General features: G+C 42.4%; 15 protein-coding genes. 9 read left to right on the forward strand and 6 right to left on the reverse strand.

Going from position 1 to position 16,342, the window contains the following annotated elements:
• The first annotated feature begins 59 nt into the window (after positions 1-59).
• The 3 genes from rhuM (at position 60) to QZU58_RS08265 (ending at position 1,633) form a co-directional block, all read left to right on the forward strand.
• Positions 60-404 carry a RhuM family protein gene (gene rhuM / locus QZU58_RS08255; protein ID WP_294495995.1) on the forward strand — a complete coding sequence of 115 codons (345 nt, stop codon included), beginning with the start codon at positions 60-62 and terminating at the stop codon, positions 402-404.
• Between the two features lie 544 nt (positions 405-948).
• Positions 949-1,239 (forward strand): nucleotidyltransferase domain-containing protein, encoded by a 291-nt coding sequence (locus tag QZU58_RS08260; RefSeq protein WP_294495996.1) that lies wholly within the window; start codon positions 949-951, stop codon positions 1,237-1,239.
• The gene (locus QZU58_RS08265; protein ID WP_294495997.1) at positions 1,226-1,633 is read left to right on the forward strand and encodes an HI0074 family nucleotidyltransferase substrate-binding subunit; all 408 of its coding nucleotides are present in this window, start codon (positions 1,226-1,228) and stop codon (positions 1,631-1,633) included. Before QZU58_RS08260 ends, QZU58_RS08265 begins: the two co-directional genes overlap by 14 nt.
• A 51-nt stretch (positions 1,634-1,684) precedes the next feature.
• Here QZU58_RS08265 and QZU58_RS08270 read toward each other — a convergent pair whose 3' ends face one another.
• Together QZU58_RS08270 and QZU58_RS10220 are read right to left on the reverse strand one after the other, a co-directional pair.
• Positions 1,685-2,005, reverse strand: coding sequence for a hypothetical protein (locus QZU58_RS08270; RefSeq protein WP_294461876.1), 321 nt, complete (start codon positions 2,003-2,005; stop codon positions 1,685-1,687).
• Positions 1,948-2,190 (reverse strand): recombinase zinc beta ribbon domain-containing protein, encoded by a 243-nt coding sequence (locus QZU58_RS10220; protein WP_363174832.1) that lies wholly within the window; start codon positions 2,188-2,190, stop codon positions 1,948-1,950. The genes QZU58_RS08270 and QZU58_RS10220 overlap by 58 nt, the downstream gene beginning before the upstream one ends.
• Positions 2,191-2,405: 215 nt before the next feature.
• On the opposite strand from QZU58_RS10220, the gene QZU58_RS10225 reads away from it, so the two are divergent.
• The gene (locus QZU58_RS10225; RefSeq protein WP_363174833.1) at positions 2,406-2,600 is read left to right on the forward strand and encodes a hypothetical protein; all 195 of its coding nucleotides are present in this window, start codon (positions 2,406-2,408) and stop codon (positions 2,598-2,600) included.
• Between the two features lie 292 nt (positions 2,601-2,892).
• On the opposite strand, the gene QZU58_RS08280 is transcribed toward QZU58_RS10225, so the two are convergent.
• The 3 genes from QZU58_RS08280 to QZU58_RS08290 form a co-directional block, all read right to left on the reverse strand.
• On the reverse strand, positions 2,893-4,089 hold the full coding sequence (locus QZU58_RS08280; RefSeq protein ID WP_294495999.1) for a tetratricopeptide repeat protein: 1,197 nt from the start codon (positions 4,087-4,089) through the stop codon (positions 2,893-2,895).
• Between the two features lie 30 nt (positions 4,090-4,119).
• Positions 4,120-5,208 carry a tetratricopeptide repeat protein gene (locus QZU58_RS08285; protein WP_294461882.1) on the reverse strand — a complete coding sequence of 363 codons (1,089 nt, stop codon included), beginning with the start codon at positions 5,206-5,208 and terminating at the stop codon, positions 4,120-4,122.
• Positions 5,209-5,435: 227 nt separating this feature from the next.
• Positions 5,436-6,326, reverse strand: coding sequence for a LysR family transcriptional regulator (locus tag QZU58_RS08290; protein ID WP_294461884.1), 891 nt, complete (start codon positions 6,324-6,326; stop codon positions 5,436-5,438).
• Positions 6,327-7,030: 704 nt separating this feature from the next.
• On the opposite strand from QZU58_RS08290, the gene QZU58_RS08295 reads away from it, so the two are divergent.
• The 5 genes from QZU58_RS08295 (at position 7,031) to QZU58_RS08315 (ending at position 15,253) form a co-directional block, all read left to right on the forward strand.
• Entirely contained in the window at positions 7,031-9,133 is a 2,103-nt protein-coding gene (locus tag QZU58_RS08295) for a glutamine synthetase III (protein ID WP_294461887.1), read from the forward strand.
• A gap of 73 nt (positions 9,134-9,206) precedes the next feature.
• The gene (asnB, locus tag QZU58_RS08300; RefSeq protein ID WP_294461891.1) at positions 9,207-10,796 is read left to right on the forward strand and encodes an asparagine synthase B; all 1,590 of its coding nucleotides are present in this window, start codon (positions 9,207-9,209) and stop codon (positions 10,794-10,796) included.
• Positions 10,797-11,830: 1,034 nt separating this feature from the next.
• Positions 11,831-12,682, forward strand: coding sequence for a diaminopimelate epimerase (gene dapF / locus QZU58_RS08305; RefSeq protein WP_294496000.1), 852 nt, complete (start codon positions 11,831-11,833; stop codon positions 12,680-12,682).
• 30 nt (positions 12,683-12,712) lie between these two features.
• A complete protein-coding gene (locus QZU58_RS08310) occupies positions 12,713-13,927 on the forward strand; it encodes an LL-diaminopimelate aminotransferase (RefSeq protein ID WP_294496001.1) in 1,215 nt (404 codons plus the stop codon).
• Between the two features lie 420 nt (positions 13,928-14,347).
• Positions 14,348-15,253 (forward strand): alpha/beta hydrolase, encoded by a 906-nt coding sequence (locus tag QZU58_RS08315; protein ID WP_294496002.1) that lies wholly within the window; start codon positions 14,348-14,350, stop codon positions 15,251-15,253.
• A 48-nt stretch (positions 15,254-15,301) separates the two neighbouring features.
• On the opposite strand, the gene QZU58_RS08320 is transcribed toward QZU58_RS08315, so the two are convergent.
• Complete coding sequence (locus QZU58_RS08320) at positions 15,302-16,267, reverse strand: dCMP deaminase family protein (RefSeq protein ID WP_294462338.1); 966 nt, start codon at positions 16,265-16,267, stop codon at positions 15,302-15,304.
• Between the last annotated feature and the right edge of the window lie 75 nt (positions 16,268-16,342).

A 16,342-nucleotide genomic window follows, 5' to 3' on the forward strand; every position in this document is an offset into this window, starting at 1 on the left:
GGTAACCAACCCCCGTATAACAGAGTGGCCAATGCCGTGCTTACACTGAGGAAAATGTCTTGCCTAAATTTCTGCTTGACAAAGGTCGTTTCATAACAGCAATAGAATTTTTAATGGATAATCGCGGTGAGATTATAATCTATCAGACTGAAGATGGATTGACAAAAATTAATGTGAACCTACAAAATGAAACAGTTTGGCTATCGCTAGACCAGATGGCTGAACTGTTTCAGCGTAATAAATCAACAATATCCCGTCATATAAAAAATATCTTCATCGAAGGTGAACTTGTTCGTGAGTCAACTGTTGCAAATTTTGCAACAGTTCAAAATGAGGGTGATCGCCAAGTAGAAAGAAACATTGAATACTACAATCTTGATGTCATAATCTCTGTCGGTTATTAAGAAACGAAAGAGAAATATCAAGTAAGGAATTGTTTAGCACTCACCTTATATCACAGATCAAACCTTAGATGTATATTAGGGGGCTTCCGTATCCGCAATAGACGCATTCAGACGGCATAGACCTTGACCTGTTTATCCTTGAACTCGAGGCCCGGTCGAGTGTGAACGCGATTCCGTGTAAACCCTGGCGCTAACGCCTATTCTCACCCTAAACCAAGAGGTACTGAATAGAATATTAAAGGCAGACTACCAACGGTCTGCCTGATTCCCATTAAACTTAGCCAGTTTTTAAAACACCTTTCTGAAAATTAATTTAATCATTTCCCAAAGCAGAACGTATATGAGCCTTGTCCAATACAATCCGAGGAATGAAAGCCCCTATAATCAATACAGGCCTTTAGTCAGGTTGCCGGAGAATTCTAAATTACCTATTTAAAGGTTTTTAATTTCATGAATTGTTCTATAATGAAAGTATAGTTGCATATATTTAAATGCAGCTCAAATCAATTCATTCTGACAGTAAATTTTTATTTTTATGATGATTATGAAAATAGATATACCGGATGTTGTTTTAAAGGATATAGCTGCATTTGCTGAAAATAATTCTGTAGAAAAAGTTGTCCTCTTCGGTTCTCGTGCCAGAGGAACCAATACCGAGAGGAGTGACGTGGATCTTGCTGTTTACGGTGGGGACTTTGATTCATTTTACTGGAACATCACTGAAAACGTTAACTCCCTTTTATCTTTTGACGTCATCAATGCTGACAAAAATATTTCTGATGAATTGAAAAAGGAAATTGCTAGGGACGGTATAGTTATATATGAAAAAGTTTGATAATTTTTCCAAATGTCTAAAGGTACTGAAGAAAGCAGATTTTAAGCAGGCGTTTGAAAACGAAATATACAGAATAGGAGTAATAGGCCAGTTTAATCTGACATTTGAACTCTCTTGGAAGGCTCTTCAGGAGGTACTGAGAAATCATGGTGTTGATGGGGCAGATGTCGGGTCTCCGCGGGAAATTTTGCAGATTGCGTATAAAGTCGGATTTATTTCTGATTCCGATTCCTGGCTGCTGATGTTGAGAAAAAGGAATCTTTCGGTTCATGTTTACAACGAAGAAGAAGCTGAGGAACTTGTGTCTTTAATAAAAGAGCGCTTTATTTCTACCTTCGCTGCCCTTGAAGAAACCTTAAAGGCTAAAATCGGCAGTATCGATAAAGAATTTTAGCAGTCTTTAACAAATCCCACCGCCACATGACATGACGGTAGGAAGGGGAATTTAGGCTTCAATCTCTACGCTGAAGCCTGTCCTGAAGTCGAACAGCAGTCTGTCATCGAACACGGTGATTCTCTGCAGCCAGCGTCTGAGCATGAGCGCATCAGACTCGGTGAGAACCGTGCGCTGTCTGCTGATGTACTCCTTAAGCTCATCAGGGCAGAGTTCCAGAAGGGCGTTTTCAGGATCTTGTGTTTCATTAGGGCAGTCCTTATTCTGTCCCGCAAGAACCATGGTCTTACGCAGAAATTCAGTTCCTCCTGACCTTACGTCCTGCTGTTTATCAGTACTGACGTTCTTATTCTGCTCCTCTGTCTTTGACATGTTCTTAGCAGTTCACTGAATGCCGAAAAGCAGGCCTTCTCAAGAACCTCTTCTCTAAGAGTCCTGGCACGGCACTTGATGCCTCGTGGCTCAATCCTTGAAATGCAGCGCCAGACGGTGGACTTGCAGCCGTTGTTGTCCCAGTGCAGTCTGCGGAAGACGTCTTTGCATCCCGCACAGAACAACAGATTCGCAAGACCGTGACGGCTGCGGTAGTGCCTTTTTCTGCCGTTTTCAGTAGTGATGAAGCTTCGGCAGACATGTCTTCGTAAACGCGTGATGCCTCAAGTCCGGTAGAAACGATGCTCTTAAATCCGTCCACGATTTCAGAGGCAAACTTGATGGCAAAACCCGTCATCAGTATCTTCCAGCCGGAGGCATTTTTCTTGAGAACTCCGGTATGATTGTCCACTGCTTTGGTAACATTTTTGATTTCAGCTTCCTGCTCCTGCATGATTTTCTTCTGCTCGGCAAGAGTTGCGTTGGCATCCTTCTGCTGGGACTTCTGAGTTTCAAGAGCTTTGCTGATTTCTTTGGTGATCTTGCTCTGCTTTGCACCAAGGTCAGTTACAGTTTTGGTCTGAGCTTCAATTGAATCTGTTACAGTCTTAACGCTCTCATCAAGTCCGTGAATGGCGGCATTGGTAGCTTCTGCCTGTTTTGCAGAGGCATCAAGGTTTGCTCCCATAGCCGTAGCAGAGGAGGAAACGGCGTCCTTCATGGCCGTCATCCCTTCGGCAATTTTGCTGAGTGAATCCGAGAGAGCAGACGTGTCGGCTGAAAGCCTGATGGTGCTGTCGTTCATTTTGAAACTCCGTAAAAACAAAAAAGGACCTCACATGGAGATCCTCTTATTCATTATTTGATTTGTCAGAAAAGGTTAATAGTTAATAGCCTCTTTCGTTTAATTCTCGGTAGTTATCACAACCTTTCTGATAGCCGAAATCACAGGCTTTACCATGGTACCACTTGGCCGTGTTTTTGTCCTGTTTTACACCTTGACCGTTGTTGTACAGAACTCCAACGTTATCACATCCCATTCCGTGTTTTAAATTACACGCTTTTTGGTAGTAGTTCATGGCCTGCTGGAAATCCTGCCTTACGCCTAGACCTTTATCGTATGAAACTCCTAAGTCATTGCAACCGCCACCTACAAACAGGTTACAGGCTTTTTTAAAGTACTGATTGGCCTGATGATAATCCTTGGTAACGCCTTCACCTTTTTTGTAAGAAACCCCAAGGTTAAAGCACCCTGAGCCGTTATTCATATCGCAGGCTTGCAGGTAATACTTATTAGCCTGCTTAAAATCCTTTTTAACGCCTTCACCATTGTTGTACAAATTCCCAAGGTTAAAGCATGCTGTGCTGTCATTCAGTTCACAAGCTTTAAGGTAATACTTATTGGCCTGCTTAAAATCCTTTTTTACGCCTTCACCATTGTTGTATAAATTCCCAACTTCAAGACAGCCTTTGCTGTAATTCAGTTCACAAGCTTTCTGGTAATACTTATTGGCCTGCTTAAAATCCTGTTTAACACCATAACCATTGTAATATGAATACCCAAGGTTAAAGCAGCCAAAGCTGTGATTCAGTTCACAGGCCTTTTGGTAGTAGCGAGCAGCCAGATTATCGTCCTGGTTTACGCCTCTACCAAAGCGGTATAAACTCCCAAGGTTGTTGCATCCTGAGCTGTCATTCATATCACAGGCTATTTTGTAGTAGTGATTAGCCTGCTGATAGTTCTGTCTTAAAACTTGACCTTCATCATAGAAATACCCCAGATTGAAGCATCCTGTGCCATGACCGAGGCTACAGGCTTTTTCCCAATAGGTGACGGACATGCTGCGATCCTGTCTTACACCTTCGCCATTGTAGTATGCGCGCCCTAAATAAAAACACGCATCACGATCGTTTAGATTATTGCATTTGTCGTAAAGTGCACGTGCTTTTTCATCAATTGGTGGTGTATCTTTCTGTTCTGTCTGTTCAACTACAGTATTATCAGCGCTGTCATGGCTACTTGTACAAGCTGTAGTCAATGCTAAAAATGCGGTTGCGGCAAGCGCGAACTTATTGATTTTCATATATTCTCCTTTTTGGGGTATCAGAAAAGGTTAGTAGCCTCTTTCGTTTAATTTTCGGTAGTTATCACAACCTTTCTGATACCCAAAATCACAGGCTTTACCGTAGTACCACTTGGCTGTATTTATGTTCTGTCTTACACCCTCGCCCAGCTGGTATTGTACAGCAACGTTATCACATCCCATTCCTTCTTTTAAATCACATGATTTCTGGTAGTAATACAATGCCTGTTGGAAATCCTGCCTTACACCTTGACCCTTATCGTATAAAAATCCTAAGGTGTTGCAACTGTTCCCATTATCAAGGTCGCAAGCTTTTTTAAAGTACTGATTGGCCTGATGATAATCCTGTTTAACGCCTTCACCTTTGTAGTATAAATCCCCAAGATTTTCACACCCAGCATCATTATTCAGGTCGCAGGCTTTCAGGTAATACTTACGGGCCTGCAGTAAATCCTTTTTTACCCCTCTACCTACGTTGTATGAATACCCAAGTCCGCTACAACCTCCGCCGTTATTCATATCACATGCTTTCAGGTAATACTTATTAGCCTGACGATAATCCTGTTTAACGCCTTCACCATCTCTGTATAAATCCCCAAGGTTTGAGCAACCCTTGTCTTCATTCAGATCGCAAGCTTTCAGGTAATACTTATTAGCCTGACGAAAATCCTGTTTAACGCCTTTACCTTTCTCATAATAAAAACCAAGGTTGTTGCATGCTGTGCTGTGATTCATATCGCAAGCTTTTTTGTAGTAGTGATTAGCCAGCTGGTAATCCTGTTTTACTCCATGACCGTTACCATATAAAATCCCAACATTGAAACATCCTTCCTCAACACCTTGGCTACAGGCTTTTTCCCAATAGGAGGCGGACATGCTACGATCCTGTCTTACACCTTCGCCATTGTAATATGCAAGTCCTAAATAAAAGCATGCATCACGATCGTTTAGATTACTGCATTTGTCGTGTAGTGCACGCGCTTTTTCATCCATTGGTGGATTGTCCTTCTGTTCTGTCTGTTCAACAACAGTATTATCAGCGGTGTCATGGCTACTTGTACAAGCTGTAGTCATTGCTAAAAATGCGGTGGCGGCAAGCGCTAAATTAATGATTTTCATATATTCTTCTTTTTATCCTGTTATATTTGCTATTGTTTTTGTAGGAGGCAGCTGATTATACGAATGTTTTACATAATATTAAACAAGTATTTACTTTTTATTTACTTTGGTGCTAAAAAAGTCTGATTGGGCGGGTGTTGATTTTGGTTCTCCCTGTAAATTCAGTAGCTTCACGAACAATCAATGCTCCGGTCCTCACACTGTTAGGCACCACATCGTAATAAGCCTTAACTTATTGCATACTTTTCCTTTATATGTGAGATAAACTTTGCTGCCAGGGCGTTGGGATGTCTTTGATTATCCCAGGAGAGTAAATAGTCGATATTGATCGCGGGGGAGATTTTCTTGATCGTAACATTGGTGCCGGCGGCTATATTCTTGGCAACGGATGCCGGGAAAAGAGCGATTCCGAGGTTTCTGTTTACCAGTTTGGCGGCATTGGAGGAGTGAGCGGTTTTAACTATAAAATGAGGTTCTTTTTTAAAATTTTTAAACCATCCTCTGATTTCATCCTCACGTGAACGTCTTGAAGAAATTATAAGATCATTATCGATAAGGTCCTCTAGCTCTATGTATTCATTATTAGATTTTCCCAAGTCAGCATTTGCTGGAATGATTGCAACCCAGTTTTCTGAAAATACCTTGAAACCGTCCAGTAAATCGCTATTGGTAGGAGTCATTGTAATAGCAAGATCTATAAGTCCTGCTTTCAGTCTGTCCGTTAAGTCATCGACATTTCCACACCACAGGTTGTACGTCACATTGGGATAGATTTTTTTAAATGACTCGATCCATTCTGCCACAAGAGTCGGACCGTTACTGTCAACGTGACCGATATAAAGTGTTCCGCTGATCCCTTTTTGCATTTCAGAAATTTCTGTTTTTGTCATATCAACCAGGGTTAAAAGCTGATCTCCTCTTCTCTTAAAAGCTAAACCTTCGGCAGTCAGTGCCAGGTGTCGCTTGCCTCTGATAAACAGGGGGCAGCCAAGCTCATCTTCAAGTTCCATAAGAGCTCTGCTTAACGGCGGCTGAGACAGATGAAGTTTTTCAGCGGCTCTGGTGATGTTAAGTTCCTCGGCTACTGCTATAAAATATCGAATTTGTCTTAAATCCATATGCACCGCCTTCTGTTCCTATCATACTTTATAGGTATCATTATGTTGTTATTATAGTATTATATTTATGTTCAACAAGACTTTATAATTCTAGCAAATGATTGTAAAAGAACAAAGTTCTTAAAGAAGATCATGTCTTACTCATAATTACCATTATTAGAGCGCTGTTTCATAAAAATCGGACGATTTAAGTTTGCTCTCATATGTGTAACGGAGTTTATAACACGTCTGTATATAAAGACGACTAATACAAAACCAAAAATGAAGCATAAGAAACCGAACATAAGGCTTACTGATTCTTGATTCAGGTAAGCTGAAGGCGATTAAAACGGTTCAGGTAAAATTTGAAAATCGTAATTTGGTGGAATTTGCAGAAACTGCAAAGGAAATTCCATGTGATCTGTTAATTATCTCCGCAGGTTTTTTAGGTTATGAGGACTACATTGTTATAGGCGACAGCAGTGTTCAGATTACACGGCGTAATTCAGTTGTCACCCTGTAGTACTCATATGAGACTTCAAAGCCCGGAATAATTATTGCCGGTGATAGGGCATCGCGGACAGTCCTGCTGTATGGGCTGCTGCGGAGGGCCGTCACCGTGCCGTACAAATTGATAAGTATTACGGATTACACCTCATTAACGTAAGCAAATTTTAAGAATTATCAGTTTTAAATTCTCGTAAGTTAACATTAAGGGGTTAATTATGACGAAGGGTTCTGTTCCGGAATATTTTGGTTGTATGGTATTCGATGATCGCGTCATGAGATCAGTTCTGTCCAGCGAAGTTTATGCATCACTGAGAAAAACCATTGAAGTTGGTGCAAAATTAGAACTGGATTTAGCCGATTCAGTTGCAAAGGCAATGCGCGACTGGGCTATAGAAAAGGGGGCCACCCACTTCACCCACTGGTTTCAGCCGCTCACTGGCGTAACGGCTGAAAAGCACGATTCATTTATTGAGCCGTCACCTGATGGTGGTGTGATTATGGAATTTTCAGGAAAGGAATTAATCCAGGGGGAACCGGATGCATCGTCTTTTCCAACCGGTGGCATAAGAGCGACATTTGAAGCAAGAGGCTATACCACCTGGGATCCTACATCTTATGCATTCATTAAAGATCAGACTCTCTGCATCCCTACAGCGTTCTGCTCCTACGGCAGTGAAGCACTGGATAAAAAGACTCCGCTTTTACGTTCCATGGAGGCTCTTAACCGCCAGGCTTTAAGAATTTTAAGACTATTCGGCAATGATCAGGTTAAACATATCCATACCTCCGTCGGTCCTGAGCAGGAATATTTCCTCATTTCAAAGGAAATGTACGATAAGAGACCTGACCTGCAGTACACAGGAAGAACTCTGTTCGGAGCCAAACCTCCAAAAGGTCAGGAAATGGATGATCATTACTTTGGTGTAATCAAACCAAAGGTAAAAGAGTTCATGTCAGAGCTTAATGAAGAACTCTGGAAACTGGGAATACTTGCTAAAACCGAACATAACGAAGTGGCTCCGGCTCAGCATGAACTTGCTCCAATCTATGCAACCACCAATCTCGCCTCTGATCAGAATCAGCTGATGATGGAGATTATGCAGAAAGTGGCTGCCCGTCACGGTCTGGTTTGTCTGCTTCATGAAAAACCTTTTGCCGGTGTAAACGGTAGCGGTAAGCATAACAACTGGTCCATCTCTACTGACAACGGTTTTAATCTGCTGTCTCCGGGCGATACACCGGCTGAAAACGCACAGTTCCTGCTGTTCCTCTGTGCCGTAATCAAAGCGGTTGATGATTATCAGGATCTGCTCAGACTTTCCGTTGCAACTGCCGGTAACGATCACAGACTGGGTGCAAACGAGGCTCCTCCTGCAATTATTTCAATTTTCCTTGGTGATGAGCTCACTGCCATTCTCGAAGCCATTGAATCCGATACGCCGTACCGCGGCATGGAAAAGAAGCTTATCAAGCTTGGAGTTGATGTTCTGCCGAGATTTGCCCGTGATACAACTGATAGAAACCGTACTTCTCCGTTTGCCTTTACCGGCAATAAGTTCGAGTTCAGAAGTCTGGGATCTTCAAACAGCATTGCATGTGCGAACATGATGTTGAATTCCGCGGTGGCCGAATCTCTCAAGATCTATGCCGACAGACTGGAAAAGGCCGAAGACTTTGAAAAAGCCCTTCATGAGATGATTAAGAAGACTATCCATGATCACAAGAGAATCATATTTAACGGCAACGGCTATGATGCGTCATGGGTTAAGGAAGCAACTGAAGTAAGAAAGCTTTTGAATTACCCGACAACACCTGACTGTATGCCTCATCTGCTGGATGAAAAGAATGTGAAGATGCTTACATCCCATAAAGTGTTTAATGAAGCTGAACTTCATTCAAGATGTGAGATTATGCTGGATAACTACTGTAAGCAGGTTTGGATAGAAGTTAATACAGAGCTGTTAATGGCCCGCCGCATAATTCTGCCTGCAATTGTTGAATATACCGACAAACTTGCAGGAACGGTAGCGAAGAAGAAATCCGTCAACGAAGCACTGCAGTGCAGTTATGAGAAATCTATTGTAGAAACACTTTCTTCACTTGCTGACCAGATTTATCAAAAGGCAGAGGAGTTGGAGCAGACTGCTGAAAAAATTAATGGAACGGAAGAGATCATCAGGGAAAGCCAGCTGATCCGTGACGAAATTCTTCCTAAGATGCAGGATTTGCGCAGCCTGGCTGATAAAGCCGAGACCTACGTTTCAAGGGAATACTGGCCGTTGCCGTCCTATGGTGAAATGCTGTTTTCCGTAAAATAAATTCTGTTTTCTTTAGAACCTGACGGGGATTTGATGGAAATTAAATCAAATTCCCTTATTTTGAGGATTGTATATGTGTTGTATATTTTCAGTTTGTGGTCCGTCAGCAGATCTTGAAACATTAAAAAGCGCGATGCTGAAAAGCACTTCTAGAGGTCCGGATGATTCCAGGGCCCTAAAAGTCGGTAATGGATTTATGGGATTTCAGCGTCTTTCCATAATGGGATTAACTCCGGACGGAATGCAGCCGTTTGAACTCGATGGAAACTACTGTGCGTGCAATGGCGAGATCTATCGCTTTGAAGAAATCAAAAGTGAGTTGAAGCAGCGTGGCTATCAGTTTGCGAGCGGCAGCGACTGTGAAGTGCTCTTACCTATGTATAAAGAATATGGCACCAAAATGTTCGAAAAGCTTGATGCCGAGTTTGCCTGTGTTATTTATGATCACAATGATAATAAGTGGATAGCAGCCCGTGATCCCATCGGGATTCGTCCGTTATATTACGGATATACCAAAGCTCACGACATAGTATTTGCGAGTGAGCCAAAGTGCCTGACTGATCTTGTGGACGGAAAAATTTTACCTTTCCCTCCGGGACACTATTATGAAAACGGAGAATTTATCTGTTACCGTGATATTGCCAAACCGGATGAGAAACTGCGTGACCAGCAGTTGGAAACTGTATGCACCAAAATAAGAGAACTGCTTGTTGCCGGTGTTGAAAAACGCCTCATATCAGATGCAAAGGTAGGTTTTCTGCTTTCCGGCGGCCTGGATTCCTCCCTGGTCTGCAGTATAGCTGCCAGAAAGAGTGAGTCTCCAATTAAGACCTTTGCCATTGGTATGAGAGAAGATGCAATTGATCTTAAATACGCAAAACAGACTGCCGAGTACTTAAAGGCCGATCATACGGAAATTATTATTACCAGAGATGATGTAATAAATTCACTTGACCATGTTATTTATACTCTCGGTACATTCGATATAACAACCATTCGTGCCAGCATGGGCATGTACCTTCTGTGCAAGGCGATTCATGAAACCACCGATTTGAGGGTAATTCTCACGGGAGAGGTTTCAGATGAACTTTTCGGGTACAAATATACGGATTTTGCTCCTTCAGCCGCTGAATTTCAGAAAGAGGCTGAGAAGAGAGTTCGTGAACTTCACATGTATGATGTTCTGCGCGCTGACAGATGTATTTCAACAAATTCATTGGAGGCCCGTGTTCCATTTGGGGACCTGGATTTTGTGCATTATGTGATGTCCATTGATCCGGAGATGAAGCGTAATCACTATAACAAAGGAAAATATCTGCTCCGTCATGCGTTCGAAGGTCTGGATTATCTGCCGCCTGAAATCCTGTGGAGGGAAAAAGCCGCATTTTCCGATGCGGTAGGTCACTCAATGGTTGATCATTTAAAGGCCTATGCAGAAGAGCAATATGATGATGCTGAGTTTGAGGTAAAACGCAGACAGTATGATCATGCGATGCCTTTTACCAAGGAATCCTTACTGTACCGTGAAATTTTTGAAAAATATTATCCCGGTCAGTCACAGATGATTAAAGACTTCTGGATGCCGAATAAAGAATGGGACGGATGTAATGTGAATGATCCTTCTGCCCGCGTATTATCCAACTACGGTAATAGCGGCAAATGATAATATGATCCTTTAGTTCTGATGAACCGATATAGTTAAGTGTATGATAAATCAGCATTGCTGCATGATGATTGCGTACACTTAATTATTTAAATATCGGATTTTTTTGAGAAGGGGGACAACTGTTTACATGCGTGTAAGTCAGTGTGCGGATACTGACAAATTCCTCAAATCCTCCGGCAGTCTGCCAAATCACCTGATAACAAGTCGGCTATTCACCGCCTTATCCATGTCGCACTAATCTACGCTGATTAAATCATTAATTTATTCAGAATATTGCTCAATCATTATCCGTCTCCTGAAATCCTAAGGAAGGAAAAGAGCTCATTTCGATGGGGGGCGCTCAATGGCTGATCTTTTAAAGTCCTATGCAGAGAAGCACCATAATGATGCAGAGTTTTAGAAAAATGCATACGGTATGCTCATGCGATGTCTTTTACCAAGGAATCCTTACTGCTTTGCGAAATCTTTGATAAAAATTCCCACCGGTCAGTCACGGATGATTAAAGACTTTAGGATGACGAATAAAGAATGGGGCGGATGCAGTGTAAGTAAGCCATTCACGCACATACTGTCTTCTCCGGAAACAGAGGCTGATGATAATGTGCTCCTTTATTTTAGATAAACAGATATAGTTAAGTGGTGATATATCCGTGTCATGGCATGATGATTGCATTTACAGAACTATTTTAATATCGGATTTTTATGGGAAAGGGGGACGTGGTTACATTTATGTAAGTCACTGCTTATGAAAATCCGGATGTAAACCTGGCGGAGTGTTATCACGCTGCAGGGCTTAGCAGTATGTGGCCTGAATTTTTCAGGATGTTTTGTGTAAAACTCAAAATCATTCGCAGGAGCAGCGCAGTTTTTTCTGAAAATCCGATCTGCGGGGCAGAGATGATAATTCTGGGACAAAAAACAGAAATATATGCTCTATGAGCGAGCTGAAATCAACATGATAGGTTGAAATACCGCGCATTGAGACGTGAGACAATTGATTTTAGAGATAAAGTGGGAAAGAGATATCAAGTATGAAATTTACAAAAATGCAGGGTTGTGGAAACGACTATGTTTATATAAACGGGGCAGAGGTGAACTTTTCTCCGGAGAAGAAAACTGAAATCGCCAAAAAATTATCTGACAGACATTTTGGCGTTGGCGGTGACGGAGTGATTTTCATCAATCCTTCCGACCAGGCCGATTTTGAAATGGAAATGTACAATGCAGATGGAAGCAGAGGCGAAATGTGCGGTAACGGCATTCGCTGCGTGGCAGTATATGTTTACGGCAAAGGATTAACTGACAAAAAAGAATTCAGCATTATTTCTGCAGGAAAAATAAAAAAAATCTGGCTTGATGTAGATGAAAACAGTCAGACAAGGAAAGTAAACAGCGTCCGCGTTGACATGGGACAGCCTATTCTGGAAGCAGAGAATATCCCTGTGTTAAGTGAAAAAGAGACAGTTGTTAATGAACCTATTGAAGTGGAAGGGAATGTTTATTTCCATACATGTGTCTCAATGGGAAATCCTCATTCTGTTGTATATGTTGATGACGTGGATAATTTCCCGCTGGAAAGATTGGGAAGATATTTTGAAAATCATCCGTCCTTCCCAAAACGCGTTAATACGGAATTCATTCAGATTATTGATCGCCAGAACGTAAAAATGCGTGTATGGGAGCGCGGAACCGGAGAAACCTTTGCGTGCGGTACCGGTGCATGTGCAACGGCAGTTGCAGGTGTTTTAAACGGCTGCACCGATAAGGAAATAACCGTTCATTTACTGGGCGGTAAATTAAAAATTAAATGGGAAGGTAACGGTCATCCTGTATATATGACCGGAGCTGCTGAATTTGTATTTGAAGGTGAGATAGCAGTTTAATCTGTGAAGGAATAATTGGTGGAATAAAAAATGGCAACGATAAATGAAAATTACTTAAACCTGCAGGGATCCTATCTTTTTCAGACAGTTGCACGAAAAGTTCGTGAATTTGAAGCCGGCAATCCTGATGCCAGACTTATAAAGCTCGGCATAGGTGATGTTACCCAGCCTATTGCTCCCGCAATATTAAATGCCATGCACAAGGCTGTGGATGAAATGGGTGCGGCAAATACCTTTCACGGTTACGCTCCGGATCTCGGTTATGAATTTCTGAGAACGGCCATCGTCGAAAATGAGTATAGAAAAAGAGGAATCGACATTGAGCCGGATGAAATTTTTGTCTCTGACGGTGCAAAAAGTGACTGCTCCAATATTCAGGAAATTTTTGATCAGAATAATTTAGTGGCAGTCTGCGATCCTGTTTATCCCGTATACGTGGATTCAAATGTAATGGCCGGGCGTTCAGGGGCTTTCAATGAGGAAAAGAAACTTTACAGTAATCTGATCTACATGCCGTGTATGGAATCTAACGGATTTATACCTGATTTCCCAAAGATTAATCCTGATTTGATTTATCTCTGTTTCCCTAATAACCCTACAGGTGTGGCTATAACAAAAGAAAGGCTGCAGGCGTGGGTGGATTATGCATTAAAAATCGGAGCTGTTATCCTGTATGATGCCGCCTATGAAGCTTATATAAGCGATGATACTCTTCCACACAGCATCTTTGAATGCAGCGGGGCAGAATACTGTGCAATTGAATTCAGATCATTTTCTAAAAATGCCGGCTTTACCGGTTTAAGACTTGGCTTTACGGTTATATCGAAAAAACTTAAATTGTCCGGTAAATCCGTTCATGCCATGTGGGCAAGAAGACACGGTACCAAGTATAACGGAGCACCGTACATTATACAAAGAGCGGGAGAAGCTGTTTACTCACCGGAAGGAAATCAGCAGATAAAAGCGCAGATTGCAACCTATATGAAAAATGCTCAGTTCCTTAAAACTGCCCTTAAAGACGCCGGTTATACCGTTTATGGCGGTGAAAATGCACCTTATATCTGGTTAAAAACACCTAATGGTTTATCAAGTTGGGATTTCTTTGATCTGCTTCTTAACAAAGCCGGAATAGTCGGAACTCCGGGATCCGGATTCGGACCTAACGGTGAAGGATTCTTCAGACTGACTGCTTTCGGTACCTATGAAAACAGCGTGGAGGCAATTGAGAGAATCAAAGGTCTTTAGGATCTGAAATACCAAACCGGCCGCCACGCTTAAGCGTGGCGCGCCACATCGAATTTTGATTCACCGGTGCGGCATATGCCTTATCATTCATGGTGTAAGGCTCTGTCAGATCATTTGCCGTTTTCCTTCTCCTTTTTTTTCTGATTTATCGTGTCATCGGTTTAATGCTTTCCGGTACTCAACCGGTATTGGCATGCCGAGAGGCATCGGCTCCTTCGGTTCATGGTCATAAAGCTGTGCATGTGCCATCCGGCTTAACTCCAATTTCAATAAATCTTTAATTGCTGTCCGTAATTTTTCAAATACTACGGTTACGGCGCTGTAATGATGTGTTTTATTGCGTGTTTGTCGTTTATGTAAAAGAAATAAAACGGATAAAATGATAAGCTTCCTATGATTAAAATTTAACGGAGACGCAAGATGCAGGCAGGTTATTCCGGAGTACTGAGACAGACTCACAGTCAGATAACGTGCACAATTAACTGCGGAACCTACGGCAAAAAAGGAGAGACTGACATGATTATAAATTACGGAACCGTAACAACGGATCGCTTTTCAATGGATTACTGCTGCTTTGGCCGGGGACCACGAAATCTTGTTATCATTCCGGGACTTAACGTTCAGAGCGTCATGCCTCTTGCAGATGCCATTGCGGAAGCTTATGGAATCCTTACCGAAGATTTCAGAATATACGTGTTTGATCGCAGGAAGGATCCTCCCAAGACATACCGTGTGAGTGACATGGCCTGCGACACGGCCGAAGCCCTGGCTTTCCTGAACATCGAAAAAACGGATATTTTCGGAACGTCTCAGGGTGGAATGATTGCCATGGAACTTGCAACCGAGTTTCAGGAACATGTTAATTCAGTTATTCTTGGCTCTTCCTCTGCATGTGTCAGCGACACGGACTTTGAAATATTTGACAAATGGATCTGTCTGGCTAAATCCGGCGACGTTAAAAAGCTGTTCCTGACGCTTATGGAGGATATTTATCCTAAGGATTCTTTTGAAAATATGAGGGAACTGCTTTTGAAATCAGCTGAATCCGTTACCGGTGAAGATCTGGCGAGATTCGTTATCATGGCCGAAGGAATGAGAGGATTTGACGTAAGAGAAAAACTTAGCCGGGTTAAGATTCCGGCTCTTGTAATCGGTTCAACTGATGACAGGGTATTCTCACCTGACTCCTCGCAAAAGATCGCAGCCTGCATGAAAAACAGCAGGGACTGCAGACTGTACATGTATGACGCTTTTGGACATATACCTTACGATTTTGCACCTGACTACAAGGAACGCATGCTGGATTTTCTTAAAACTCAGAAATAAGCGGAAGAGCCGCGTTCCCGTTGAAAATTTTTCAGAAAAGATAAATATCTATATGGTGGTCAGCGTGTTTTCCTGTTCATTATAGTAGTAACATTTTACACCGCATTCGCTGAACATCATTTTTGAGAAATTCCAGGCTTCCTGCCAGCGTTCGTTTACTCTGGTATCAATGAATACTTCAGAAATACCTGCCTGAATGATTGCTTTGGCACATTCCTGGCAAACGGGAAGATTGTGGATGTATATTGCGGCACCGACTACTGACGAGCCGTTATAGAGTGCGTTAAGAATGGCATTCATCTCCGCATGGACTACAAGTTTATATTTGATTTCCCTGGTGTTGTAGCGCTCAGGTGTATCAGCAACTCCGCGGGGAAAACCGTTGTATCCCTGAGAAATTATCTGCCCCTTGTCACCGACAATTATGGCTCCTACCTTCGATGAAGGATCCTTTGACCAGGTGCTGACAAGTTCGGCAATTTTGAAATACCTGCTTACCCATTTGAGTCTTGATTTAAGATTTTCCCTGCCCGAAGAGTCTGATGATGCGGAAGGAGTGATCGCGGAAATCAGGCCGGCACCTGACTCAGAGGAAGTTGTTACGCCGCACTCATTATTACGGGAGTTAACCTGCGCTGATGCAAGATGTGAAGGTGATTCCCCGGTTAAAAGTCTCAGGATTGTCGGATTGATATTTCTGTCGGCAAGGACTGCCTGAAGCAGAGGTGTTCTTGATTCATCACCTGATTTCCCGTAAGAACTTGCCGAATAGCATCCCAGATCTACTTCGTATATGTAATCCGCTTCCGGAAGAAAACCTTTTTCGGCGACGGATTCAAGAAAATTCATGGCCAGTGCTTCATTACCCGCTACGCTGCCGTTATGAATGCCTTCCCAGAAAGATGCCGTGGCCAGCGAATATCCCAACTGGTCGGGAGCTCCGTCGCATGCATGAAATTCAACCGTGTCCGTACCGTTTCTAAGCTTTACTCTGATATTAGCATAGGTTGTCATAAGAGTTCCTTCCTTTAATTCTTCATACCCGGTTAATTGTAGAACGATATGCCGTATTTGCAAACAGTAAAGGGG

This window comes from uncultured Ruminobacter sp., from assembly GCA_902764345.1.
Classification (GTDB): Bacteria; Pseudomonadota; Gammaproteobacteria; order Enterobacterales; family Succinivibrionaceae; genus Ruminobacter.

What these genes read in the sequence shown, in the direction of transcription:
- QZU58_RS08260 (WP_294495996.1), top strand. Translation starts at nt 949, where the DNA reads ATGAAAATAGATATACCGGATGTTGTTTTAAAGGATATAGCTGCATTT.
- QZU58_RS08265 (WP_294495997.1), top strand. Translation starts at nt 1,226, where the DNA reads ATGAAAAAGTTTGATAATTTTTCCAAATGTCTAAAGGTACTGAAGAAA.
- QZU58_RS08270 (WP_294461876.1), bottom strand. Translation starts at nt 2,005, where the DNA reads ATGTCAAAGACAGAGGAGCAGAATAAGAACGTCAGTACTGATAAACAG.
- QZU58_RS10225 (WP_363174833.1), top strand. Translation starts at nt 2,406, where the DNA reads ATGATTGTCCACTGCTTTGGTAACATTTTTGATTTCAGCTTCCTGCTC.
- QZU58_RS08280 (WP_294495999.1), bottom strand. Translation starts at nt 4,089, where the DNA reads ATGAAAATCAATAAGTTCGCGCTTGCCGCAACCGCATTTTTAGCATTG.
- QZU58_RS08285 (WP_294461882.1), bottom strand. Translation starts at nt 5,208, where the DNA reads ATGAAAATCATTAATTTAGCGCTTGCCGCCACCGCATTTTTAGCAATG.
- QZU58_RS08290 (WP_294461884.1), bottom strand. Translation starts at nt 6,326, where the DNA reads ATGGATTTAAGACAAATTCGATATTTTATAGCAGTAGCCGAGGAACTT.
- QZU58_RS08295 (WP_294461887.1), top strand. Translation starts at nt 7,031, where the DNA reads ATGACGAAGGGTTCTGTTCCGGAATATTTTGGTTGTATGGTATTCGAT.
- asnB (WP_294461891.1), top strand. Translation starts at nt 9,207, where the DNA reads ATGTGTTGTATATTTTCAGTTTGTGGTCCGTCAGCAGATCTTGAAACA.
- dapF (WP_294496000.1), top strand. Translation starts at nt 11,831, where the DNA reads ATGAAATTTACAAAAATGCAGGGTTGTGGAAACGACTATGTTTATATA.
- QZU58_RS08310 (WP_294496001.1), top strand. Translation starts at nt 12,713, where the DNA reads ATGGCAACGATAAATGAAAATTACTTAAACCTGCAGGGATCCTATCTT.
- QZU58_RS08315 (WP_294496002.1), top strand. Translation starts at nt 14,348, where the DNA reads ATGCAGGCAGGTTATTCCGGAGTACTGAGACAGACTCACAGTCAGATA.
- QZU58_RS08320 (WP_294462338.1), bottom strand. Translation starts at nt 16,267, where the DNA reads ATGACAACCTATGCTAATATCAGAGTAAAGCTTAGAAACGGTACGGAC.